General features: G+C 63.7%; 20 protein-coding genes and 2 pseudogenes. 4 read left to right on the plus strand and 18 right to left on the minus strand.

Features of this window, described 5'->3' with window-relative positions; all coding sequences use genetic code 11:
* Positions 1-73 precede the first annotated feature (73 nt).
* Together ftsY and QNO18_RS14360 are read right to left on the minus strand one after the other, a co-directional pair.
* Positions 74-1,309 (minus strand): signal recognition particle-docking protein FtsY, encoded by a 1,236-nt coding sequence (ftsY, locus tag QNO18_RS14355; RefSeq protein ID WP_283178808.1) that lies wholly within the window; start codon positions 1,307-1,309, stop codon positions 74-76.
* 434 nt (positions 1,310-1,743) lie between these two features.
* Positions 1,744-1,953 (minus strand): hypothetical protein, encoded by a 210-nt coding sequence (locus QNO18_RS14360; RefSeq protein WP_283178221.1) that lies wholly within the window; start codon positions 1,951-1,953, stop codon positions 1,744-1,746.
* Between QNO18_RS14360 and QNO18_RS14365 the strand changes: the two are divergent.
* The 3 genes and pseudogenes from QNO18_RS14365 to QNO18_RS14375 all read left to right on the plus strand — a co-directional run bounded on the left by QNO18_RS14365 (position 1,882) and on the right by QNO18_RS14375 (position 3,642).
* A pseudogene (locus QNO18_RS14365) lies at positions 1,882-2,602 on the plus strand (fatty acid desaturase). The gene QNO18_RS14360 and the pseudogene QNO18_RS14365 overlap by 72 nt on opposite strands.
* A gap of 94 nt (positions 2,603-2,696) precedes the next feature.
* Positions 2,697-3,131, plus strand: coding sequence for a hypothetical protein (locus QNO18_RS14370; protein ID WP_283178223.1), 435 nt, complete (start codon positions 2,697-2,699; stop codon positions 3,129-3,131).
* A gap of 1 nt (position 3,132) precedes the next feature.
* Positions 3,133-3,642: a hypothetical protein gene (locus QNO18_RS14375; protein WP_283178224.1), complete on the plus strand. Its 510-nt coding sequence runs from the start codon at positions 3,133-3,135 to the stop codon at positions 3,640-3,642.
* Positions 3,643-3,669: 27 nt separating this feature from the next.
* On the opposite strand, the gene xseA is transcribed toward QNO18_RS14375, so the two are convergent.
* The 13 genes and pseudogenes from xseA to QNO18_RS14440 all read right to left on the minus strand — a co-directional run bounded on the left by xseA (position 3,670) and on the right by QNO18_RS14440 (position 19,702).
* The gene (xseA, locus tag QNO18_RS14380; RefSeq protein WP_283178225.1) at positions 3,670-5,310 is read right to left on the minus strand and encodes an exodeoxyribonuclease VII large subunit; all 1,641 of its coding nucleotides are present in this window, start codon (positions 5,308-5,310) and stop codon (positions 3,670-3,672) included.
* 58 nt (positions 5,311-5,368) lie between these two features.
* Positions 5,369-5,575, minus strand: coding sequence for a hypothetical protein (locus QNO18_RS14385; protein ID WP_283178226.1), 207 nt, complete (start codon positions 5,573-5,575; stop codon positions 5,369-5,371).
* A gap of 42 nt (positions 5,576-5,617) precedes the next feature.
* The gene (gene scpB, locus QNO18_RS14390) at positions 5,618-6,262 is read right to left on the minus strand and encodes an SMC-Scp complex subunit ScpB (RefSeq protein ID WP_283178227.1); all 645 of its coding nucleotides are present in this window, start codon (positions 6,260-6,262) and stop codon (positions 5,618-5,620) included.
* Positions 6,259-7,071: a ScpA family protein gene (locus QNO18_RS14395; protein ID WP_283178228.1), complete on the minus strand. Its 813-nt coding sequence runs from the start codon at positions 7,069-7,071 to the stop codon at positions 6,259-6,261. The genes scpB and QNO18_RS14395 overlap by 4 nt, the downstream gene beginning before the upstream one ends.
* A pseudogene (locus tag QNO18_RS14400) lies at positions 7,068-8,098 on the minus strand (glycoside hydrolase family 3 N-terminal domain-containing protein). Before QNO18_RS14400 ends, QNO18_RS14395 begins: the two are co-directional and overlap by 4 nt.
* Positions 8,095-9,348 carry an SPOR domain-containing protein gene (locus QNO18_RS14405; protein WP_283178229.1) on the minus strand — a complete coding sequence of 418 codons (1,254 nt, stop codon included), beginning with the start codon at positions 9,346-9,348 and terminating at the stop codon, positions 8,095-8,097. The pseudogene QNO18_RS14400 and the gene QNO18_RS14405 overlap by 4 nt, the downstream one beginning before the upstream one ends.
* A 74-nt stretch (positions 9,349-9,422) precedes the next feature.
* Positions 9,423-11,165 carry an arginine--tRNA ligase gene (gene argS / locus QNO18_RS14410; RefSeq protein WP_283178230.1) on the minus strand — a complete coding sequence of 581 codons (1,743 nt, stop codon included), beginning with the start codon at positions 11,163-11,165 and terminating at the stop codon, positions 9,423-9,425.
* 150 nt (positions 11,166-11,315) lie between these two features.
* The gene (gene ccmE / locus QNO18_RS14415) at positions 11,316-11,777 is read right to left on the minus strand and encodes a cytochrome c maturation protein CcmE (RefSeq protein ID WP_283178809.1); all 462 of its coding nucleotides are present in this window, start codon (positions 11,775-11,777) and stop codon (positions 11,316-11,318) included.
* A 114-nt stretch (positions 11,778-11,891) separates the two neighbouring features.
* A complete protein-coding gene (argC, locus tag QNO18_RS14420) occupies positions 11,892-12,920 on the minus strand; it encodes an N-acetyl-gamma-glutamyl-phosphate reductase (protein WP_283178231.1) in 1,029 nt (342 codons plus the stop codon).
* A gap of 190 nt (positions 12,921-13,110) precedes the next feature.
* Positions 13,111-14,232: a peptide chain release factor 2 gene (gene prfB / locus QNO18_RS14425; RefSeq protein ID WP_283178232.1), complete on the minus strand. Its 1,122-nt coding sequence runs from the start codon at positions 14,230-14,232 to the stop codon at positions 13,111-13,113.
* Between the two features lie 124 nt (positions 14,233-14,356).
* On the minus strand, positions 14,357-16,912 hold the full coding sequence (locus tag QNO18_RS14430) for a PBP1A family penicillin-binding protein (protein WP_283178233.1): 2,556 nt from the start codon (positions 16,910-16,912) through the stop codon (positions 14,357-14,359).
* 285 nt (positions 16,913-17,197) lie between these two features.
* Entirely contained in the window at positions 17,198-18,460 is a 1,263-nt protein-coding gene (locus tag QNO18_RS14435; protein ID WP_283178234.1) for an N-acetylmuramoyl-L-alanine amidase, read from the minus strand.
* Between the two features lie 90 nt (positions 18,461-18,550).
* Positions 18,551-19,702 carry a pyridoxal phosphate-dependent aminotransferase gene (locus QNO18_RS14440; RefSeq protein WP_283178235.1) on the minus strand — a complete coding sequence of 384 codons (1,152 nt, stop codon included), beginning with the start codon at positions 19,700-19,702 and terminating at the stop codon, positions 18,551-18,553.
* Positions 19,703-19,790: 88 nt separating this feature from the next.
* Here QNO18_RS14440 and QNO18_RS14445 point away from each other — a divergent pair, with 88 nt between their 5' ends.
* Positions 19,791-20,540 carry a DsbA family protein gene (locus tag QNO18_RS14445; RefSeq protein ID WP_283178236.1) on the plus strand — a complete coding sequence of 250 codons (750 nt, stop codon included), beginning with the start codon at positions 19,791-19,793 and terminating at the stop codon, positions 20,538-20,540.
* 69 nt (positions 20,541-20,609) lie between these two features.
* On the opposite strand, the gene ispG is transcribed toward QNO18_RS14445, so the two are convergent.
* The 3 genes from ispG to hemA form a co-directional block, all read right to left on the minus strand.
* Positions 20,610-21,734, minus strand: coding sequence for a flavodoxin-dependent (E)-4-hydroxy-3-methylbut-2-enyl-diphosphate synthase (gene ispG, locus QNO18_RS14450; protein ID WP_092898165.1), 1,125 nt, complete (start codon positions 21,732-21,734; stop codon positions 20,610-20,612).
* 117 nt (positions 21,735-21,851) lie between these two features.
* On the minus strand, positions 21,852-23,087 hold the full coding sequence (locus QNO18_RS14455) for a helix-turn-helix domain-containing protein (protein ID WP_283178237.1): 1,236 nt from the start codon (positions 23,085-23,087) through the stop codon (positions 21,852-21,854).
* A gap of 182 nt (positions 23,088-23,269) precedes the next feature.
* Complete coding sequence (hemA, locus tag QNO18_RS14460; RefSeq protein WP_283178238.1) at positions 23,270-24,499, minus strand: 5-aminolevulinate synthase; 1,230 nt, start codon at positions 24,497-24,499, stop codon at positions 23,270-23,272.
* Between the last annotated feature and the right edge of the window lie 228 nt (positions 24,500-24,727).

Below are 24,727 nucleotides of genomic sequence, written 5' to 3' on the forward strand. Positions count from 1 at the left end.
CAGCAGGTTTGCGACCAGAGAACACTTTGTAAAACATCACCACTATCCCGGTCTGGCGCCGCCGCGACCGGCGCTATTTCTCCAGCCCGACCAGCGCCCGGGCAAAGTCATCCGGATCGAAGGGAGAGAGATCGTCGATCTGCTCGCCAACACCGATCGCATGGATGGGCAGGCCGAATTTATCGGCCAGCGCGACAAGCACACCGCCTTTTGCCGTGCCGTCAAGTTTGGTCATCACGAGGCCTGAGACATCGGCAATTTTGCGGAAGATATCGACCTGGGTGATGGCGTTCTGCCCGGTGGTCGCATCCAGCACCAGAAGGGTATTATGCGGCGCGGTCGGGTCTTTTTTCTTCAGAACGCGCACGATTTTCGCCAGTTCCTCCATCAGATCCTGGCGGTTTTGCAGCCGGCCGGCGGTGTCGATCATCAAAAGATCCGCGCCCTCCTCCTGCGCGCGGCCAAGCGCGTCAAAGGCGAGGCTTGCCGGGTCCGAGCCTTCGGGTGCGGTCAGAACCGGCACCCCGGCGCGCTCGCCCCAGACCTTCAGCTGTTCTACCGCCGCTGCGCGGAACGTGTCGCCCGCCGCGATCACCACTGTCTTGCCTGCCGCGCGGAACTGGCTTGCAAGCTTGCCGATGGTCGTCGTCTTGCCAGAGCCATTCACGCCCACCACCAGCACAACCTGGGGCTTTTTCGCATAAAGCGGCAGCGGTTTCGCGACCGGCGTCATGATCCGCGCGACCTCACCGGCAAGGGCCTCTTTCAGCTCGCGGGTCGAAACCTTCCGGCCAAAGCGCCCCTCGGCGATATTGGCAGTCACCCGCACCGCCGTATCCACGCCCAGATCTGTCTGGATCAGCAATTCCTCAAGGCTTTCAAGCATCTGATCATCAAGCACCCGGCGCGGCTCTGCCGCCTCGCCCCTGCCGAAAAGACGCCCGAGAAGGCCAGGTTTTGCAGGCTCTGCAGCCGCTTGCGGCACCACAGGAACCAGCGCAGGAACCACCTCTGCGGCCGGGCTGACAGGGACCGGCGGCGCGATATCCACCGGCGCCGCGCGCTCAGGTGCATCCGGTGCGTGTTTTGGCGAAATGGCCTCCGCCTGGGGAAGGCCGGTCGCGGCAGCTGCCGGTTGCTGCTCCTCTCCACCCGCGGCCCCTTCAGTCTGACCCTGGCACGCATCTCCCGCATCCGCGTGATCCGCACCTTCCTGGACCGCCCCGTCCTGAACAAGGGCATCAAGCCCCTCGCCGATCTTGTCGGATGAGCGGAACAGCCGGTCCTTGAGCTTGCGGAAGATCGACATGGCAAAACCCTTCATTCTGTCGTGTTTTACCTGGTCATTTTGACCTGTGAAGTAAAGGGCATTGGGTCTGCGCCAGACAGTCCTGGCCCTGGTAACCTTCGCGCCCGCCTGTCGCCCCCGCCTGGCCCGCGACACGGCGCGGCCTTTTCCCTGCCCGGGTTTCGTGCTTCGGTGCCGCTATCATGTCTGACCCCGATCTCCTCTCGCCCCCTGCGGCGCCGATCCCGATGCTGGCCTTCGCCCTGGCCGCCGCGACGCCGGTGCCGCTTCTGGTCATTGGCGCCTTCATGGGCGGGGCCTGGCTCTGGGCCGGGTTCCTTTACATGGCAGTTCTGTCGGTGCTGCTTGATCAGCTGATCCCCTGGGTCGCGGGCGCGGGCGAAGAGGGCCAGGAGTTTCCCGGCGCCGATGCGCTTCTGGCCGGGATCGGTTTGTCAGCTCTCGTGCTGCTGCCGGTGGCGGTCTGGGCAGTTGCCGGAGCTTCCGGCCTTTCCGCCGGCCAGCGGCTGCTCATGTTCTTCGGATCGGGCTTCTGGCTCGGTCAGGTCGGCCATCCGGCGGCGCATGAGCTGATCCACCGGACCAGACGCCCGCTTTTCCGTCTTGGTCAGGCCTTTTACGCCGCGATCCTCTTCGGCCAGCATGCCTCGGCGCATCGCCTGGTGCATCACCGCTTTGTCGCGACCGACCAGGACCCGAATTCCGCCCGCGAAGGCGAGAGCTTTTACCGCTTTGCCCCCGCGCGCCTGGATCTGGTCATTCCGTCTGGGGCGGCAGGCGGAAAGCGATCTGCGCGCAAGGGCGCGTTCGCGTCAGGGCCTGCATCCTTACGCGATCTATGCGCTTGGCGGTCTGATCGCGATGAGCCTGGCCTTTGCGGTCGCAGGCCTTGCCGGGATCCTCGCATGGCTCCTCCTGGGGGTTCATGCCCAGATGCAGATCCTCGTCTCGGATTATGTGCAGCATTACGGGCTCAGACGCCGCATCCTCGAAAATGGCCGGCCAGAGCCGGTCGGGCCGCGCCACAGCTGGAACACCGCGCATTGGTTCAGCTCGGCCATGATGCTGAACGCGCCGCGCCATTCTGACCATCACGCCCATCCCACGCGCCCCTGGCCCGCTTTGCGCCTGCCCGAGGCCGATGAGGCGCCGCGCCTGCCCTGGCCGCTGCCAGTGGCCTGCACGCTTGCCTTCCTGCCCCGCACCTGGGCGCGGGCCATCCGGCCGCATCTGAAACGCTGGCGCCAAAGCGATACGGGGCCCGGGGCAAATCCCGGGGTAACAGATGCCTGACTGGCATATTCCGCGAGCCTCTGGCAGGTTTCGCCCCAGGACGGACCCGGCCCGGCAGATCCCCCCGCCGCCAGACTGCGCTAAAGGAGTTCAGATGCGTCTCACCCCTGCCCTTTCCCGCAGCCTCGGGCTCGTTTTCGGGATCGCCTTATTCCAGGGCGTCGCTCAGCCGGGCGCGGCTGACACGGTCACCCCCATGACTGCGGCGGAATTCGACGCCTATGTCGAGGGCAAGACCCTCACCTGGTCGCAATATGGTTCGATCTTCGGGATCGAGGAATATCTGCCCAATCGCAAGGTGCGCTGGAAGACCTCGCCCGATGAATGCCAGTATGGCAGCTGGTTTGAACGTGAGGGCCTGATCTGCTTTGTCTATGAATACGGGGTTGGCGAGCATTGCTGGACCTTCTGGACCGAAGGGGACGAGCTTCGCGCGCTGTCGGCCAATGGCTTTGAGGGATCAGAACTGACCGTGATCAACGAAACGCCGGAGCCGCTGGCCTGCCCCGCGCCGGATGTGGGGGTGTAAAATGACGACAACAATCCGTGGCATGACGCCTTTTCTGGCCGTCCTGGCCCTGCTGGCCGCCCCGGTCATGGCCCAGGATGGGGGTGCACAGCAATTTCAGTCGCCGCCCCAGGCCGAGTTCGGCGATGAGGCGCCCGAAGGTCTGCCCGATACCGCCCCTGAGGCCGGCTCTGACCCCGCGCTCGACGCGGCGCAGTTTGATGCGCTGACCCGGGGCAAGACCTTCGACACCTATGATTCCGAGAGCGGCCTTTACGGCGTCGAAAGCTTCCTCTCCGGTCAGAGGGTGATCTGGCGTGACGCCGAACGCTGCATGCATGGCAGCTGGGACCAGGTCGGCGACAACATCTGCTTCCTTTACGAGGACAAGCCAGATCAGCCGGTCTGCTGGACCTATCATGACCGCGCCGGCTGGATTCTCGGGCGCTATGAGGGACTTTATGAGCTGCCGCCGATCATGCTCTACCCCGCCCAGGGGCCGATCTCCTGCCAGTCCTATCTGGGCGCCTGATCTGGCCTGAAGCAAAGGCGGGGGCGCTCAGAAAAGCGATCCCTGACCGCCGCCTTCCGGGCCATCCCCGCGCGGTTTCGCCGGTTTTACCGGTCTGGCCGGGGCGGCTGGGGACGGAACCGGCGCCGGACGATCTGTCGTACCCGACCCTGACGGCCCCGCAGGCGTGAACCTGCCGGCAGCGAATTCGATTTCAAGATGGGCGGCCTGTCGCGCCGCCTCGACGCTGGTCACGACGTGGCCATCGCCCCAGACCACCGCAAAGCCGCGTTTCAGGGTCTCGCTGTAACCAAGGCTCTGGCGGGTCCGATCCAGCCGTTCCAGCGCCTCGCGTGCGCGGGCGATGCGCTGGCCCGGCACGGCATCAAGACGTAAAGCAACCCCTTCAAGCCGCTGGCGCTGTTCGGAAATCCGCCGCGCTGCATCCTGGGTCAGCCGCATCAGTGCCGGCTCCAGCCGCGAGGACCATTGTGCCAGCTGCATCTGGGCGCGCTCATACCGGCGGGCAAACCGCGCCTCCAGCGCATCGCCGCGATTGGCCACCGCGGCACGCCGCTCGCGCACATAGCCCAGCAGGAGCCCCGGCTGCACCCGCCCGGCCACCCGCGCAAAATCGCCGCGCCGGCGCGCCACCATCAGCCCAAGCGCACCGCCAAGCCGCCCCGCCGCATGATCGAGCCGCTGTGACGCAAGACCCGTCAGCGCCTCGGGGCGCGGCAGGGCGCGGGAAAGATCGCTCAGACGCTGCCGCTTTCGCTCGGCCGATTGCAGGGTCGAACGCAGAAGCCGCGACGACAGCCCGTCGAGGCCCGCGATCAGCTCAAGGCGCACCGGAACCGCCAGCTCTGCCGCAGCGGTCGGCGTCGGGGCGCGCAGATCGGCGGCATAGTCGATCAGTGTCGTGTCGGTCTCATGCCCCACCGCCGAGATCAGCGGAATCCGGCTTTCCGCCGCCGCGCGGACCACAATCTCCTCATTAAAGCCCCAGAGATCTTCGAGCGAGCCGCCGCCCCGCGCCACGATGATCAGATCCGGGCGCGGGATCGGCCCGCCGGGCGTCAGCGCGTTAAACCCCCGGATCGCCGCTGCAACCTCGGGGGCGCAGCGTTCGCCCTGCACGGCCACCGGCCAGATCAGCACATGGCGCGGAAAGCGGTCGCGGAGCCGGTGCAGAATGTCGCGGATCACCGCGCCCGAAGGCGAGGTGACCACCCCGATCACGCCCGGGAGCCAGGGGATCGGCTTTTTACGGGCCGGGTCGAACAGGCCCTCGGCCTGCAACATGGCGCGGCGTTTTTCCAGCATCGCCATCAGCGCGCCGGCCCCGGCGGGGGCAATATCGTCGATGATCAGCTGATATTTCGACTGGCCCGGAAAGGTGGTCATCCGCCCGGTGGCGATCACCTCCATCCCCTCTTCGGGCCGGACCGTCAGCCGCCCCGCCTGGCCCTTCCAGGTGATGGCCGCGATGACCGAACGGTCATCCTTCAGGTCGTAATAGAGATGGCCCGAGGCCGGGCGCGACACCCGACCGATCTCGCCGCGCACCCGGACCATGCCGAATTCGCCCTCGATCACCCGTTTTACCGCGCCCGAAAGCTCGGAGACGGTGAATTCCGGGCTGTTGCTCGCGCCCTGGCCGGGCTCGCTGTCATCGAAAAGTTCCATACGGGCAGTTTTGCCCTGCCCCGCGCCGCAGCGCAACAGGCCCCGTCACTCTGGCCGGTCAGAGCCGTCGCCCGAGCCGCGCCGCCTTCTTCGCCCTGTCCGAAAGTTCGCGCATCCTGCGGGCATTTTCGCGCTCCTCCGGCGTCAGCTCCGCCTCGTTTTTGCCGCGCCGCGCTGCGTAATCGGTCGCCGAGCGGATGCCCCTGTTCACCGCTTTGCGCAGGAACATGTTCACAAGCATATTGATCAGCCGGTTCAGATCCATCTCATCCTCCTCGGGTTGGCGCAGCCCGGGCCTTCGGCAGGCTCAGTCCTCGAACAGCTCGCTCTGGCCGCTTTGCGCTTCATCTTCATCATCATCACGCGGCTGATCGAGGCCCGGCATCGGGCGGTTTTCAAGCAGCCCGGCCGAGCGCAGCTCTTTGAGCCCCGGCAGATCGCGCGCGGATTCGAGACCGAAGTGATCGAGGAACCCTTCGGTCACCACAAACGTCACTGGCCGCCCCGGCGTCATGCGGCGCCGGCCAAAGCGGATCCATTCCATCTCCATCAACTGATCGACCGTGCCACGCGACACGGCAACGCCGCGGATTTCCTCGATTTCCGCCCGGGTTACCGGCTGGTGATAGGCGATGATCGCCAGCGTCTCGATCGCCGCGCGCGACAGTTTTCGGGTCTCGACCTGTTCGCGCACCATCAGATGGCCCAGATCTCCTGCGGTGCGAAAGGCCCAGGCATCCCCCACCCGGGCCAGATGCACGCCGCGCCCCTCATAGCGTTTGCGCAGATAGGCCAGCGCCTCGGCCGGATCGCAGCCATGCGGCATGCGTTTAACCAGTTCCGTCACCGTCATCGGCTCGGTCGCGGCAAAGAGCATGGCCTCGACCATACGCTCCTGCTCGCCCATGGGCGGTGCGTCGAAAAGGCTTTGTTCTTCCGGCTCGCGGCTCATTCCGGATCTCTCCGCCGGATCTGGATCGGCGCGAAAGTCTCGCCCTGGCGCAGGGTCAGCTGGCCGCGTTTCACCATTTCCAGCACCGCCGCAAAATGCGCCGCCGTGACCGAACGCCGCGCCATCGGCGTGGTATCCCAGCCCTCGGGCATGAAACCCGCCAGATCCGCCCAGTCGCCGACATAACCGATCAGCCCGCGCATCCGGTCCAGCGCTTGTTCCATGGTGAAGACATGTTCACGGTCCATGACAAAGGGGCGAAACTCGTCGCGGGTGCGGATGCGGGCATAGGCGCGCATCAGGTCGAGAAGGTTCGCCTCCCATTGCGTCTTGCGCTGCAATGACACGGTCTCGGGCTGGCCGCGCACAAAGAAATCGCGGCCCTTCTGGTCACGCGCCATCAGCCGCGCGGCAGCCTCGCGCATCGCCTGAAGCCGTTCAAGCTGGAAGGCCAGATGCGCCGCGAGATCTTCGGCGGAGGGCCCCGCCTCGCCCGGTTCGGGCGGCAAAAGCAGGCGCGATTTCAGAAAGGCGAGCCAGGCCGCCATCACCAGATAATCCGCCGCCAGCTCAATCCGAAGCTTCGCGGCCTTGTTCACGAACAGAAGATATTGTTCCGCCAGCTGCAAAACAGAGATCCGCCGCAGATCGACCTTCTGCGTCCTCGACAGCGTCAGCAAAAGGTCCAGCGGCCCCTCGAACCCGTCGACATCAACGATCAGCGCCTCGGCGGCGAGCCGGGCGGCAGGGTCAAGCCGTTCCGGCAGGGACCAGTCTTCGGCCAGAGGCAGCTGTTTCTCGTCACTCATCCATCGGCATCCCGCGACAGAGCAAGAAACTCCGCCCCGAGGCCTTCGATGTCAACCGTATCGGGCGCAACCCGGCGTGACAGCGCCCGGGCGGCGCGCGCCTTTGCGGCCTCAGTCATCTCACCGGCGGCGCTGGCCACCTCCTGCATCTGGGCAAAATCCCCCTTGCAATGCAGTGCGATATCGCAGCCCGCCCGGATCGAGGCACAGGCGCGGTCCGAGAGGCTGCCGGAAAGCGCCTCCATATTCAGGTCATCCGTCATCAACAGGCCGTGAAAGCCGATCTCTTCTCGGATCACCCGGATCATCCCGGGGCTCTGGGTCGCGGGATGATCCGGGTCGTAATCGGCGAAGACGATATGGGCGGTCATCGCCATCGGCAGATCGGACAGCGCGGTGAAGGGCCAGAAATCCACCTCATGCAGCGCGGCGCGCGACGAGGTCACGCGGGGAGTTCATGATGGGTATCCTGGCGCGCAAGGCCATGGCCGGGCATATGTTTGATCACCGGCAGCACGCCACCGGCAAGATAACCATCTGCCACGGCGCGACCGATCCGTGCCACCGCTTCGGGGCCGGTGCCATAGCAGCGGTTCTTCAGGAACGGGTGGGTGTCGGCGCGGGCCACATCAAGAACCGGCGCGCAATTCGCATCAATCCCGACGGCGCGCAGATCATATGCGATCAGCCGCGCCATGATCTCCATCGCGCGCGGCGCATTGTCAGGGCCGATGCGGGCGATCAGATCAAAGGGCGGCTCCCATTCGCGCCAATGCGGGGCGCGCATCCGCTGGACGCGGCCACCTTCCTGATCGATCAGGACCGGCGCGTCCCGCCCAACGGCGTCGCGCAGGTCAGCGGTCAGGCGCGACAGCTGCGCAGGGTCTTCGACATTGCGCGCGAAGAGGATGAACCCGAACGGGTCATAGTCACGGAAAAAATCGCGCTCCTGCGGCAGGAGATCCGGACCCGCAAGGCCAAAGATCGCCGCGCCGCGCCCGATTTCGGGCCTTGTCGGCGTGCTCATCTGTGGGTCACCGGGATACAGTTGATCTGTTCCGCCACCGCAGCCGAGCAGAAGCGACGCGCGTCATCTTCGCTGGCAAAGCCAAAGCCGCGCAGCCGCCAGAAGGTATGGCCACCGCTTTCCGCCGATTGCACCACCATCTGTTTTTCCACCATCAGCGGCCCAAGTCTGGCGGCGATCTTCTGCCATTCTGCCCGGGCCTGCGCCTCGCTGTCATAGGCACCGAACTGAACCAGACGGGCGCCGGCCTCGATGGTGGCCGGGTCTTTGCCGGCACCCGAAGGCGCAGAGGCAACGGCTGCGGTCTGCATCACGTTTTCGGGCGTGCCGGCTGCGGAGCCGCCGGTTGCGGCAAGCGTCGACGGCCGCATGCGCGGGCGCGGCGAAGAGGTCATCGCACCGGGCGCCGCCGGGGCCGCAGCAGGTGCCGCCGCTGCGACCAGATCGGCCGAGGCGGTCTCATCCATGCCAAGGGCTTCGGCAAGGGCAAGCGCCACCGCCTCATCCTGGCTGATCGTTGCGGGCTGGCTCTCGGTGGCGAGGACCGGCGCGGCGGGAAGCTGATCGGGGCTGACCTCAAGCGGCAGGGGAGATTCCTCTGCCGCTGACATGCGCGGCGCATCCACCGTTCCGGCTGATGCCATTGCCGGGGCCAGAGGCGCGACCGCAGGCGCGGCCGAGGCCAGCGCAAGACCCGCCACATCATCCGCCGCCAGATCGACCGGCGCCGGTGCCAGCACCACGCGGTCCGAGTTCTTGCCGCCATCGCGCGCCGCCACATCATTGACCGCAAGGCCCTGATGATCGACCACCATGCCGCCGCCCTCTTCCGGCGCGGTCCGCATCGGACCTTCCAGCGCACGCACCACCGGCACGCCCCGCACATCGCGTACCGCGAGTTCCCAGCCCCAATAACCAAGCGACAGGACCAGCGCCACCGAGCCAAGCGCGCCGGCCATATTTACCATGCGCTGGCCGCGCGTCAGCGGGATCTGCGGGGCCACATGCTGCTGCATCTGCGGTTCGGACTGAGCCGCGTAGCCGTCATGATCGTCATAGGCCTGAAACGCCCCGCGCCTCGCCATTGCGGCCTGAGGCTGTTGCGGTTGTGACTGGGCCCGCGCGGCCTGAAAACCACCGCGCTGAGCCCCGCCAATACGGGTCGGCCGCATCGGAGCGGCTTCGGAAAAATTGCCCGGCCGCGCCTGTGATGCGTAGCCGCCGTAATCGCCGAAATCAGCGTTTGCCATGCCTGCCCTCTGCGCCTGCTCTCAGGGCTTATAATGCCCTTTGCCTGTTCGTGGCCGATTGCGGGCGCTTTTGGTCAGCGCATCTCTTCAACCGGCGTCACACCCAGGATAGCAAGACCTGCGCAAATGACAACGCCCGTGGCACGCGCAAGGGCGATTTTCGCCTGTGAATCAGCCACTTTCTCCTGCACGAAGCGCAATTCCGTTTCATCATTGCCACGGTTCCACAACGCGTGGAACTCGGATGCCAGTTCATAGAGATAGAAGGCAATGCGATGCGGCTCGTTATTGCGGGCAGCAATTTCTACCAGACGCGGCCATTCGGCGATCTTTTTCAAAAGCCCGATTTCCGCCGGATGCGACAAAGAGGCGTGATCTGCCGCCAGAAGCGTGGTGTCATCGACCGGGGTTCCGGCCTCGCGCGATTTTCTCAGAACCGAATTCACCCGCGCATTGGCATATTGCACGTAAAAGACCGGATTGTCCTTGGACTGCTCCAGCACTTTTGCGAAATCGAAATCCAGGGCGACGTCATTCTTGCGGGTGAGCATAATGAAACGGGTGACATCGGCCCCCGCCTCTTCCACCACATCGCGCAGCGTGACGAATGTGCCCGCACGCTTTGACATCTTGAAAGGTTCGCCGTTCTTATACAACTTCACCAGCTGGATCAGCCTGATATCCAGCGGCACGCGGCCCCCGGACAGTGCCGCCACCGCCGCCTTCATCCGTTTGACATAGCCGCCGTGATCGGCGCCGAAAATGTCGATCAGCTGATCGAAGCCGCGTTTCACCTTATTATAGTGATAGGCGATGTCGGGCGCGAAATAGGTCCAGGAGCCATCCGATTTCATCACCGGGCGGTCAACATCATCGCCGTGATCGGTCGAGCGGAACAAAGTCTGTTCGCGGGCTTCCCAATCTTCGGGGAGCTTGCCTTTCGGGGGCTCCAACACGCCTTCATAGATCAGACCTTTGGCGCGCAGCTCAGTGATGGCCGCTTCGATCTCACCGGTGCCGTAAAGCGCCTTTTCCGAGGAATAGACATCCATCCGCACTCCGAGGGCTGCGAGATCCTCGCGGATCATCCCCATCATCGCCTCGGTCGCGAATTCGCGGATATCGGTCAGCCAGACGGATTCCGGCTGGTCGATCAGGCTGGCGCCGTATTTCTCTTTCAGCGCCTCGCCAACCGGGATCAGGTAATCGCCGGGATAGAGCCCTTCGCGGATCTCGGGCTCAAGCCCATTGGCCTCGCGGTAGCGTTCATAGGCCGAGCGTGCCAGAACATCGACCTGGGCGCCGCCATCATTGATGTAATATTCGCGAGTGACATCCCAGCCCGAGAAGGCCAGCAGGTTAGAGAGCGCATCGCCCACCACCGCACCGCGCACATGGCCGACATGCATCGGGCCGGTGGGGTTCGCCGAGACGAATTCGATATTCACCTTCTCGCCGCCGCCAATGGCAGAGCGGCCGAAATCAATGCCCGCCGCGAGGGCGACACGGACGAGACCCTGCCAGACCGCATCATCAAGCCGCAGGTTGAGAAAGCCCGGGCCTGCAACATCGGCGCCGGCAATGCGCGGATCTTCCAGCAGGCGGGTGGCCAGTTCGCTCGCGATCACGCGCGGCTGGAGGCCTGCGGGTTTCGCCAGCACCATGGCGGCATTGGTGGCCATATCGCCATGCGCGGCATCGCGCGGCGGTTCGACCGCGACATTCGAGAGGTCGAGACCTGCGGGCAGAACGCCGTCCTGAGCCATCCGGCCCAGAGCATCCACCACCGCGCCGCGGATATCCGCAAAGAGGTTCATCTGATCAAATCCTGTCCTGATGGATCAGGCATTGCCAGAGGCGGCGGCATTGGTCAAGCGAAGCCCGGGATTTCAGGCCGGGAAAGGGGGCGCTGCCCCCTCGCGGCGGAGCCGCTCACCCCCGGGATATTTAGAGACAGATGAATGGGGTCAGGAGGCGGGCTGGTCTTTCGGGTCTTTATAGACGCCCTGCTCCTTCAGCGCATCCATCACCTCTTTCGGCATATAAGTCTCATCATGCTTGGCGAGAAGCGTGGTCGCCTCGAAGGTTCCCCCAATGAGATTGCCGGTCGCAATGGTGCCGGTGTTTTCCTTGAAGAGATCGGGACGCGGATCCTTGCCGATGTAGCGGACCGGGATCTCGGCGCCGCCATCGGTGATGATGAAATCGAAATGCACGCCGGCGCGGTTGACGATCGAACCGGCTTTCACAAGGCCGCCAAGCCGGAAGATCTCGGTCTCGGGCGGGGCCTCGGCCAGCACCTGGGTCGGGCTGCGGAAAAAGTTGATGCCGTCTTTCAGGGCGAAGCCGATGAAGATCGTGGCCAGGACCATGGCAAGCGCCGCAAGCACGATGATCTGGATGCGGCGCTGTTTCTTCAGCCCCTTCATCCCCCGGAATTGCGGTTTCGCTGTGCTTTGCATGGCTGTCCTTCCTGCGTCAGGGCAGTGGTGGCAGGTATTGCTTCCCTTTGCCCTGACTTCGATCAAGTCCCCTGAAGGATGTTACGGGAAAACAGGCGCCATCAACAGGCCCGTGGTTTCATCGATCCCAAGCATGAGATTGGCATTTTGCAGCGCCTGACCGGATGAGCCCTTGGTCAGATTGTCGAGCACCGCGATCACCACCACGCGCCCCGGGATCCGGTCGGCGATCACCCCTATATGGCAATGGTTCGAGCCGGCAATATCCCGCGTCGAGGGCAGCGCGCCGAAAGGCAGCACATGCAGGAACGGCTCTGACGCGTAAGCTGCCGCAAGCGCGGCATGGACCGCCTTAGCATCGCCTTTGACATAGGTCGTGGCGAGTATGCCCCGGTTCATCGGCAGCAGATGCGGGGTGAATTGCACCAGCACCGGCCTCCCGGCGATTTTCGAGAATTCCTGATCGAATTCGCCGAGATGGCGGTGTTTGCCGCCCGCCGAATAGGAATGGGTGCCGCCCGAAAGCTCGGCATGGAGGAGGTTTTCCTTAAGCGAGCGCCCCGCCCCCGATACCCCCGCCTTAAGGTCGATCAGAATGTCATCAAGGTCAATAACTCCCGCCGCGATCAGCGGACGCAGCGCATATTGCCCGGTTGCGGCATTGCAGCCGGTGCCGGCGATCAGGCGCCCCTTGCGGATATCATCCCGGTAGAATTCGGTGAGCCCGTAAACCGCCTCTTTCTGCATCTCGACCGCCGTATGGGGCTGGCCATACCATTTTTCATATTCCGCCGGGTCGCGCAGACGGAAATCGGCCGAGAGATCGACGATCTTCAGATCCTTTGGCAGCTGTGAGATCACCGCCTGGCTGGTGGCATGGGGCAGCGCGCAGAAACAAAGATCGATCTGGGCGAAGTCGATCTCATCGATCTTCACCAGCTGCGGCAGGTCGAGATGGCGCAGGAAGGGAAACACATCCGCCATCGCCATGCCGGCCTTGCGATCCGCCGAAAGTGCGGTGATCCGCATCTGAGGATGGCCGGCGATCAGCCGGACAAGCTCTGCCCCGGTATAGCCGGAGGCACCGAGAATTGCGATGCGGAAGGTCATGGGCGGTATCCATCAGCAAGGGGAGATTTCTGCCCGCTTTCCTGACGTGATTTCCCGCTGTTTGCAATGCGGCATAGCGGCAAAAGCGCGGAGCCCTGCCCCGCATCCCGGAGTATTCAGATTCAAAAGGAAGGGGCAGCAAAATGCCGTATTCCTCTTGAGAAAAACACTCCCGCCGGATTCGCTGCTGTCAGCCCTCGGCGTCGGCGCGGCTCTTGCCCGCCATATCCAGCGCCAGCGTGGCCGCCATGAAGGGATCGAGATCGCCATCAAGCACGCCTTGCGTGTCCGAGGTCTCATGGCTGGTGCGCAGGTCTTTCACCATCTGGTAGGGCTGCAACACGTAAGAGCGGATCTGGTTGCCCCAGCCCGCATCCCCTTTGGCATCATGTGCCTCGTTGATCGCCGCCGAGCGCTTGTCCAGCTCCTGCTGGTAAAGCCGTGCCTTCAGCGCATTCATCGCAATCTCGCGGTTCTGGTGCTGCGATTTCAGCGAGGAGGTCACCACGATCCCGGTCGGGAAGTGGGTGATCCTGACCGCCGAGTCGGTTTTATTCACGTGCTGACCGCCGGCGCCGGACGACCGGAAGGTGTCGATGCGGATATCCTTGTCTAGCACCTCGATCTCGATATTGTCATCGACCACCGGATAGACCCACACGCTCGCAAACGAGGTCTGGCGCTTGTCGCCCGACCCGAAAGGCGAAATCCGAACCAGGCGATGCACGCCTGATTCCGTCTTCAGCCAACCGTAAGCGTTATGGCCCGAGATCTTATAAGCGACCGATTTGATCCCCGCCTCCTGCCCGGCTTCCTCTGAGAGCATCTCAACGGTGAAACCGCGACGCTCCGCCCAGCGGGTGAACATTCGCGCCAGCATCTCGGCCCAGTCCTGCGATTCCGTGCCGCCCGCGCCTGCATTGATCTCAAGGAACGTGTCATTGCTGTCGGCCTCGCCATTCAGCAAAGCCTCCAGCTCTTTTTGAGCCGCGACCTCAAGCAGCGCCTTCAGCGCATCCTCAGCCTCCGCAACCAGCGCATCCTCGCCCTCGGCCTCGCCGAGCTCGATCAGCCCGAGATTGTCATTCAGCCCGCTTTCGATCAGCCGGTAGCCGTTCAGCGCATCCATCAGCGACTGCCGCTCGCGCATCAGCTTCTGCGCCCGGGCCGGATCATTCCAGAGATCCGGCTGCTCGATCAGCGCGTTGAACTCCTCAAGCCGGTGCGGCGCCATCTCAAGGTCGATCCGCTGTGCCAGAAGGCCCAGCGACTTGCGGATCTGATCAACATTGCCTTGCGTCTCGGCGCGCATAACTCACCCTCTCAATCATCGAGCGGCGTCATATCTCCTGGGGCTCTCCGGAACAAGGGGCCTGTGCGCGCGCCCCATGCGACACCACCCCGAGGCGCGGCGCCCGGCGCGCGCGCCTGCCAGGTCAATAGAGCCCGCCCGATGACACCGTGCCGAAATCCGCCTTGCCCGGGATCACCCGCGTCTCGCCCGTCGCGGTTGTGACCGAAGCCGAGCCGCTTTCCGTCTCGCCATAGGCAAACAAGGGCAGGTTCTGGCCCATTTCGAAGCCGCCATCCACCATGGCGCCCAGCCCGAAATCGACATCCGTGCCCTCGCGGAAATATTCCGCCACCACATTCGCGCCCGAAGCATCATCTGACAGCCGCGCGCCGGTGAACCGGTCGATCTTCACGAAATAACCCCCCGGCGGCACTTTGAATTTCGAACCGCCGTATTTCTTCACGACCTCTTTCATGAAATCCTGGAAGACCGGCACGCAAAGCGTCCCGCCATAGGCGCGCGAGCCAAGCGTCCGCGGCTGGTCAAAGCCGATATAGCAGCCCGCCACAATGTTCGACGTATAGCCGATGAACCAGACATCCTTGGCGTCATTGGTCGTGCCGGTCTTGCCCGCCACCGGCACCGGCAACCTGACCCCACTGCCCGAGCCGCGCTGCACCACACCTTCCAGCATCGAGGTCAGCTGATAGGCGGTGATCGCATCCATCACCCGCTCGCGGTTCGAGGTGATCTTCACCCCGTTGCCCCGGGGAAGATCACCGGCGCCGCAATCCTCGCAAGAGCGTTTGTCATGGCGGTAGATGGTGCGCCCGTAGCGGTCCTGCACCCGGTCGACCAGCGTGGGCTCCACGCGTTCGCCACCATTGGCGAACATCGCATAGGCCGCCACCATCTTGTAAAGTGTGGTCTCCTGGGCACCGAGGCTGTTCGCCAGATGCTGGCCCAGCCGGTCATAGACGCCAAAACGCTCGGCATAGGCCGCGACCGTCGACATCCCCACTTCCTGCGCCAGACGAATGGTCATCAGGTTCCGCGATTGCTCGATCCCGGTCCTCAGAGGCGTCGGTCCGTAGAATTTGTTCGAGGCATTCTTGGGAGTCCAGAGCCCCTGCGGCGTCTCGATCTCGATCGGCGCATCGACCACGATGGTCGCGGGCGTATAGCCGCTGTCCAGCGCCGCCGCATAGACGAAGGGCTTGAACGAAGAGCCCGGCTGGCGTTCGGCCTGGGTGGCGCGGTTGAACACCGAATACTGATACGAGAACCCGCCCTGCATCGCGAGGACCCGGCCGGTATTCACATCCATCGCCATGAAGGCGCCCTGCACTTCCGGCACCTGGCGCAGGGTCCAGCGGATGAACGCGCCATCCGCATCCTTCACCATGCGGCGCACCAGCACCACATCCCCGACCTCGACCAGATCCGAAGCGCGTGTCGCCTTCTTCCCAAGCTTGCCATCGGCCAGGCGCTTCCTGGCCCAGCTCACGTCATCGGCCGGAATATCGCCGGTTTCCGCCACTCCCTCGATGCCGATCGTGGCAGAGCGCTCGCCCAGCGAGAGCACCACCGCCGGATACCAGCCCTCGATATCGCGCGACACATCCGTCGCACTCAGCGCCGCGCGCCAGTCTTCCTCGCGGGACAGCTGATCGGCTGCGATGGTCTTGCCGGTGCCGCGCCAGACCCCGATGCCACGGTCATATTTCTCCAGCGCCTTGCGCAAAGCCGCCTGGGCGATCTCCTGCAATTCCTGGTCAATGGTGGCGCGGATCGTCATGCCGCCTTCAAAGAATTCCTTGCGCCCGAAATCCCGCGACAGCTGGCGCGAGACCTCTTCGGTGAAATAGGTCCGCCCGGGAAGCTCTTGCCGGAAAGACGGAAAATCACCGTTCTGCACGGACAAAAGCGGGGCCTCGCGTTCGGATTTCCAGCTGGCCTCGTCGATATAGCCATTGTCCCGCATCTCGCGCAGCACATAGTTGCGCCGGTCGATCAGCTTCTGGCGATTGCGCACAGGGTGGAAATCAGAGGGCGCCTTAGGCATCGAGGCAAGCGTCGCCGCCTCATGTGGTGACAGCTCGGTCAGGGATTTGTTGAAATAGGTCTGGGCCGCTGCTGCGACACCATATGAATTCTGCCCGAGAAAGATCTCGTTGAGATAGATCTCGAGGATCCTTTCCTTTGACAGCGTCTCCTCAAGCCGTGTGGCGAGGATGATTTCCTTGATCTTGCGCTCGACCCCGGCGGCGCCCTTACGGGTCCCGTCGAGCAGCATGTTCTTCGCCACCTGCTGCGTGATGGTCGAGGCGCCGCGCACATCCTGGCCGCGCGATCTGACCGCCTCGGAAAAGGCGGCGAGCATACCGCCGGCATCATAGCCCTGATGGCTGAAGAAATTCTTGTCCTCGGCCGAAACAAAGGCCTGCTTCACCAGATCGGGAATATCCTCGGCCGAGACAAACAACCGGCGTTCATCGGCGAATTCATCCAGAATCCGCCCCTCACCGGAATAGATCCGGCTGATGGTGGCGGGGGCATATTTCGCAAGGCTCTCATGGCTCGGCAGATCGCGCGAATACATCCAGAAAATCGCGCCAACCGTCAGGGCACCAAAGAAGATGCCAAGCGTGACAGCTGAAAAGATAGCCCCAAAGAAAGAGGCGATGAATCGCAACACTGCTCTGATCCCCGGATGATGCTGCCTTTCCCTATATCAGACGCGCCCCCCCGTCAAAACCCTGGCCATCACCAGATCGTCACCCCGGCGGAAACCGCCCGACCGAACATACCTGACCGAACAGGCCCGGGGAACCTCACCAAAGCGCCAGACATCGCGCTGCATTTTCTGTCACTAAATATCCCGGGGGAGTCATGGCTCCGCCATGACGGGGGCAGCGCCCCCTGCCCGGCCCGCCACTGCACGCGGCCCCCGTCCAGCGCCGCCCTCAGTCCAGCGCGGCCCTCAGTCCCGCGCCGCCCGCAAAGCCGCATCTTCCTTTGCCCAGGCAAGGATCCCGTCCCGCATCGCCGCGGCCATCCTGGCCCGCCATTCCGGATCGGTCAGCCGTTTCAGATCCCGCGCCGAGGACAAAAAGCCCAGCTCCACAAGGACCGAAGGAATATCGGGGGATTTCAGCACCGAGAAGCCGCCTTCCTGATGCGGCTTGCGATGCATCCTGAGATCCGCCCCCTTTATCGACGCCTCCAGCGCCGACACCAGCCGGTCGATCCTTGGCTTTGTCTCGGTCCGTGCCATGTCGATCAGCACTGTCGCCACCAGATCGTCCTGGGCCGAAAGATCGATCCCCGCCAGCAGATCGTCACGCTCATGCCGTTCGGCCAGCGCCTCCGCCGCGGCATCGCTGGCCGCATCTGAGAGGGTGTAAAGCGTCGCGCCATGCGCCTCGCCCTCGGCCAGGGCATCGGCATGGAGCGAGAGAAACAGATCCGCGCCCGCTGCCCGCGCCACCGAGATCCGCGTCTCAAGCGGCACGAAGATGTCTTCTTCGCGGGTCAGAACCACTTTGAACCGCTCGTCCCGCGCCAGCAATTCCTTGAATTCACGCGCGAATGTCAGCATCAGATCGGCTTCTTTATGGCCGTCGCGTTCTGCGCCCGGGTCGATGCCGCCATGACCGGGATCAAGCACCACGATGATCGACCCGCCCGCGCGCCTCGCGATCACCGGAACATCTGCAGGCACCGGCAGAGACCATTCCTCAGGCTCCGGCAGCGCGGTGATCTTTGCAAAATTTGCCGCCGAACTCGGGCTCAGACGAATGGTCAGCCGCGCCGTCTCGGCGGCCCCTGCCCGGCCGGTCTCCATCCCCGCCCGGAGCACCTGCCAGGGCCCGTCCAGTTCGATCACCAGCCGCGACCAGCCGGGACGGAAGATCCCTGCCCGCATCGCACGAACAGGCTCTGCCACCTGGGGCATCCGCTCAAGGCCCGCCCAGTCGACCTCGCGCATGTCAAGGATCATGCGCGGCGGGTTATCAAGCATTCTCACCCGCCAGGGCACCGGCTGGCTGATCGACAGATCCAGCACCAGATCGCCGGTTTCCTGCGAAAGCGACGATTGCGCCGGATCAAACCGGGCCAGCGCGCTCAGCACAGGTGTGACCGCCGGCGGGCTGGTTTCAGCCTTCAGCCCAGGGACAGGTCCGCCCGACAGCATAACAGCAAAGGCCACGGCCAAAGCCCGCGCCAGCCTTGAAACTCCCATAGAGCCCGATCCCCGCAACCCGCATCCGGAACCTGTCAAAGGCCGGAAAATGTTCCCGTGATTATGGAAAATCCGCCGTGTGAAGTCCATTCACCTTGCGGCCATGAAGCGCGAGAGCCGCGCCAGCCCCTCGACAATATCTGCGGTCGCCCGCGCATAGGAAAAGCGCAGCCGCTGCCGGCCCCGGATCGGATCGAAATCCAGCCCCGGCGTCACCGCCACGCCTGCGTTCTGCAGGATCTCGCTCGCAAATTCCAGGCTGTTTTCCGTCAGATCCGATACATCCGCATAGATGTAGAACGCCCCGTCCGGCGGCGCGATCCGGGTGAAACCGGCTTTCGGCAGGCCTTCCAGCATCAGACGGCGGTTCTCGCGGTAGACGGCGCGATTGGCCTCCAGCTCATCGGTGCAATCCAGCGCCGCCAGGGCCGCGATCTGGGCAGGATGGGGCGGGCAGATGAACATATTCTGCGCCAGCCGCTCGACCCGGCGGATCTGATCCTCCGGCACCACCATCCAGCCGATCCTCCAGCCGGTCATCGAGAAATATTTCGAGAAGGAATTGATCACCCAGGCAGTGTCGCTGACCTCCAGCGCCGAAACCGCCCGCGCGGCGTAATGCAGCCCGTGATAGATCTCGTCCGAGATGAAGGGGATACCGCGTGCCTCTGCCCAGCCGGTCAGCGCCGCCAGCGCATCGCGGTCGAGCATCGTGCCGCTCGGGTTACCAGGTGAGGCGACGATCAGCCCGTCGAGGTCATGGCCGTCAAGATCCGCCGGCACCGGCTGCAGCCGGTTCTCATCCTGCGCCGGAATGCCGACCGGCACCAGCGACAACGCGCGCAGGATCTGGCGATAGCTCGGATAGCCCGGTTCCCCGAGCCCGACCCGCTGGCCGGCATCGAACAGCGCGGTGAACGCCAGCAGGAACGCGCCGGAAGAGCCTGAGGTCACAATGACCCGGGCAGGATCGATGTCGATATCATACCAGCGCCGGTAAAGCCCGGCGATGCCCGCGCGCAGCTCGGGCAGGCCGGTCGCGACCGTATAGCCCAGCGGCTGGTCAAGGGCGTGGATCAGCGCGTCGCGGGCGGCTTTCGGCGCGGGCGTGCCGGGCTGGCCGACTTCCATATGGATGATATGGCGGCCTTCGGCCTCAAGCCGGCGGGCCTGTTCCATCACATCCATCACAATAAAGGGATCGACATCACCCCGCCTGGATCCCTGACTTGTAATGCCCATCCGCTGCCCCCTAAAATGCCGGAAATCACGCGCGAGCCGGCTGACTGGACCCTGCGCGTGCCAAGGTCAACCCGGAAGGATTCCCCCTATGCGCCCCGCCCTCGCCCTTGCCGCGCTTCTGACGGCTGTCTCAGTTCCTGCGGTAAAGGCGGAAAGCCTGAAAGACATGATCGCCGCCGAGCCGGAGGTCTTCAACGACGCGGTGGCCGACTACCTTCTGGCCAATCCCGAGATCATCATCGAGGCGATGAAGGTTCTGCAATCGCGCGAGGATGATGCCGCCGCCTCGCGCGATATCGACATGCTGGCCGCGAACCGCGATGCGATCTTCAACAATGCCGCCGACTGGTCGGGCGGCAATCTCCAGGGCGATGTGGTGCTGGTCGAATTCATGGATTACCGCTGCGGCTATTGCCACAAGGCCTTTGAAGAGGTCGAAGAACTGGTGAAAAGCGACGGCAATATCCGCTTCGTGCTGAAGGAATTCCCGGTTCTGGGCGAGCAGTCGGTGCTGGCGGCAAAATTCGCCATCGCGGTGAAGATGCTCCATGGCGACGAGGCCTATAAGAAAGCGCATGACGCGCTTTTCGCGATGCGCGGCGATATGACGCCCGATACGCTGACGCGGCTGGCGGAAGGGCTGGGCCATGACGGGGCGGCGCTGCTGGCAAAGGCCGCAACGCCCGAAGTCCAGGCAGTGATCGACGCCAATTACGCGCTGGCCGATACGATGGCGATCAACGGCACACCGACCTTCGTGATCGATGACGCGATGGTGCGGGGCTATGTGCCGCTGGACGGAATGCGCCAGATTGTCGAACGCCAGCGCAAGGGCTGACCTTCAGACCACAGATTAAAAAAGCCCCGCAATCCTTTAAGATTGCGGGGCTTTTTGATGTCTGTGGGTTCACTCTGCCGCTTTGATCGTCTCGGCGTCGATCTCGACTGCGCGTTTCTCGACCAGCTCGACGATATGGTCGATCATCTGGTCATTGTTCATCTTATGGCTTTGTTTGCCGGCCATATAGACCATGCCATTCCCTGCACCACCACCGGTAAAGCCGATATCGGTCATCAGCGCCTCACCCGGCCCGTTCACCACACAGCCGATGATCGAAAGGCTCATCGGCGTCTTGATATGTTCCAGCCGGCGCTCGAGTTTCTCGACGGTTTTGATCACGTCAAAGCCCTGGCGCGCGCAGGAGGGGCAGGAGATGATCTGCACGCCGCGCGTCCTGAGGCCCAGCGATTTCAGGATCTCATAGCCGACCTTGACCTCCTCGACCGGGTCCGCCGAAAGCGAGACCCGGATCGTATCGCCGATGCCGAACCACAAAAGGCTCCCCAGCCCTACCGCCGATTTCACGGTGCCCGACATCAGGCCCCCGGCCTCGGTGATCCCGAGGTGAATGGGCGCATCGGTGGCGGCAGCCAGCTGTTGATAGGCGGCGGCTGCAAGGAACACATCCGAGGCCTTCACCGAGATCTTGAATTCGTGGAAATCGTGATCCTGCAGGATCCTGATATGGTCGAGGCCACTTTCGACCATCGCATCCGGGCAGGGTTCGCCATATTTATCAAGGAGATGCTTTTCCAGAGACCCGGCATTCACCCCGATCCGGATCGAACAGCCATGGTCTTTCGCGGCGCGGACCACCTCGGCCACGCGCTTCGCGTCGCCGATATTGCCGGGGTTGATGCGCAGACAGGCGGCGCCTGCCTCGGCGGCCTCGATGGCGCGTTTGTAGTGGAAATGGATATCCGCCACGATGGGCACCGGGCTTTCGCGGCAGATTTCGCGCAAAGCGGCGGTCGAATCCGTATCGGGCGTCGAGATACGGACGATATCCGCCCCCGCCTCTGCCGCACGGATCACCTGATCCAGCGTCGCGCGCACATCCGACGTGATCGTGTTGGTCATGGTCTGCACCGAGATCGGCGCATCGCCCCCGACCGGTACAGAGCCGACCATGATCTTCCGGCTCTGGCGGCGTTCGATATTCCGCCAGGGGCGGATCGGGTTGAGACTCATTCCCGCATACTCCGGTTGATGCCTCGCCCTATGTAATCCCGCCCGTGCCGCACGGCAACCGGCCCGCAGCACGGGCCGGGTCACATTGCAGCAATGTCGCAGATTACCGCGCCCTGATTACTGGGCGGGCTTTGTGGTCGCGCAGCTGGAAGCCAGATTGGGCAGCGCGCCGCTGGCATCTGCCGTCATGATCCGCGCCAGATCGCGGTCTTTCGCCAGATCGGCTTCGGCATATTTGCCGGTCACCGCTTCGGGCGAAAGCGCGATATTCGACGCGACATTGGCGCCGGGTGCGGCCGGACCATAGGTCTTGCCGCCCACCACGAAATAGACGCCGCCGGAATTGCCGGTGCGCAGGCTTGCCACCTCTTCCATCGCCGGCACCTGATAGCTTTCGCAGGTGTTCAGGATCTTCTCAAACAGGACGGTACCATCGGCAGAACTCACGCGCATCCAGGCCGGGCGCACCGCCAGGATCTGCACACCCGGAGGCGCATCGGCGGTGACCTGGATCACGCCCTCCTGCGGCCCGGCGCCGGTCTCTGCTGCGACAACGCCGCTGACACCGCCGGCCTCGGCCCCGCCTATACGCGGGTCAATCGAGCCGATCGGGCCATTGCGCGATTCAAACACCGGCACATCAAGCGCCTGCGGACGGTAAAGCCGGTCCATCAGATCGGGCGCGGCCCCGGCCTGAGCGGTCTGGGTCACCGGGGTCCGGCTCGCCTCGTCGCTCATGGCGGTTTGCTGCGCCACATCCTGTTGCAGCGGATCGATGGAGACGACGACCGCAGGGGCCTCATCCACCGGCGCCAGCTGCACGCGCTGCACCTCCTGAAGGATCGACCAGCCGCCATACCCGATGGCGCCGATCAGCACGACCAGAACGGCAAGCGAACCCACAGCCCCCGGCTCGATCTTCGAGAGCCAGCTTTCGCCGCGCGGCACGAAGGTCAGATTGGGATTGGCAAGCGGTTCCGAGAAATCGCTGCGCGGGCGCGCCTGGGCCGCGCGCGGCGTCCCTGCCTGGGCCGACATGCCATGGGCGGGGGTGAAATTCGCTTCCTTGCAGAAGCGTGCGAAAGCGATATCCGAATCCATGCCCAGATAGCGGGAATAAGACCGCACATAGCCCGCCACGAAACCGGGCGATTCAAAAGCGGAGATATCAGCATTCTCGATGGCGGCTATATAGGTCGCCTTGATCTTCAGATCGCGCTGAACATCAAGAAGGGACTTGCCCAGCGTCGCGCGTTCACCGCGCATAATATCACCAAGCCGCAAGTCGAAATCGTCAAAGCCTTTCGGCTTTTCGTCTTCCGCTGCCTGAGGTTTCGACCTCCAGCTGATCATGCGATGCCCGTCCCCCAGCCTGCGCCTCTGGACCCGTTTGGCCGCGCCTTATCTGGCATCGGTCTCTTCGGGTTGTCCCACCGGGTGAGTCTCCGCGTCCTTATCACGTTCGCGCGACTCACCTCGCTTCGTATTGCGAAAACGCTAACACAGGGCAAGAGTTTTTGCACATGCGAGAATGCTCAGGCGGATGCTTCGGCGCGATTCAGCGCACAATGCCCCCAGAGCTGATCCATCGCCTTCACAAGCTGGTCAATTTCCGCCGCGCCATGCACCGGCGAGGGCGTGAACCGCAGCCGTTCGGTGCCGCGCGGCACGGTCGGGAAATTGATCGGCTGCACATAGATGCCGAACTGGTCGAGCAACATATCCGAGAGCATCTTGCAATGGATGGGGTTGCCGACATGAACCGGCACAATATGTGTATCATGATCGATGATCGGCAGGCCAAGGCCGCGCAGCCGCATCTTAAGGATGCGCGCCTGGTCCTGGTGCTGTTTGCGCAAAGCCCGACCGCCCTCGCCCTTCAGAAACCGGATCGCGGCCGCCGCACCTGCCGCAACCACCGGCGGAATCGAGGTAGTGAAGATAAAACCGGGCGCATAGGAGCGCACGGCATCAACCATCTTCGCAGATGCAGCAATATAGCCGCCAAACACGCCGAAAGCCTTGCCCAGCGTCGCGTTCACAATATCGATCCGGTGCATCTGGCGATCACGTTCCGCAAGCCCTGCCCCGCGCGCGCCATACATGCCAACGGCATGGACTTCGTCGAGATAGGTCAGCGCGCCGAATTCTTCGGCCAGGTCACAGATCGCGCTGATCGGCGCCACATCGGCATCCATTGAATAGATCGATTCAAACGCGATCAGCTTCGGCGCGGCAGGGTCATCCGCCGCCAGCAATTCGCGCAGATGCGCCACATCATTATGGCGGAAGATCCGCTTCTGACCGCCGCCGCGCCGGATCCCCTCGATCATCGAGGCGTGATTGAGCGCGTCCGAGTAAATGATCAGCCCGGGGAAAATCACCTTCAGCGTCGAAAGCGTCGCATCATTGGCAGTATAGGCAGAAGAGAAAACCAGCGCCGCCTCCTGGCCATGCAGATCGGCGATCTCGGTCTCGAGCCGTTTGTGATAGACGGTCGTGCCCGAGATGTTGCGGGTGCCGCCCGAACCGGCGCCGGTGGCCTCCAGCGCCTCATGCATCGCGCCCAGCACGTCCGGATGCTGCCCCATGCCAAGATAGTCATTGCCACACCAGACGGTGATCTGCTGCTCGCTGCCATCGGGACGGGTGCGGATCGCATGCGGGAACTGGCCCTTGCGACGCTCGATATCAATGAAGGTGCGGTAGCGCCCCTCGTCATGAAGCCTGCCAAGCGCGGAATCGAGCGCTGCATCGTAATTCATGGGTCCGTCCTCACGTCTTTGCGGCGCCCTTTATGGACCTCAAGCCGCCGCCCGGCTTTGATATGCGTCATGTCACGACACAAGTGAACCTGACGAAATGTCGCTGCCACCATATAATCATTCTAAACCCAGCTTTAGCGTGGTGCGACACAAAATGCTACCTCTCCGGATTGGTTAACTGATATCCGGACGGCCTCACCGCAAACAGATGGCAGGCGCCGCCTCTGG

It is taken from the genome of Gemmobacter sp. 24YEA27 (assembly GCF_030052995.1).
GTDB lineage: Bacteria > Pseudomonadota > Alphaproteobacteria > Rhodobacterales > Rhodobacteraceae > Pseudogemmobacter.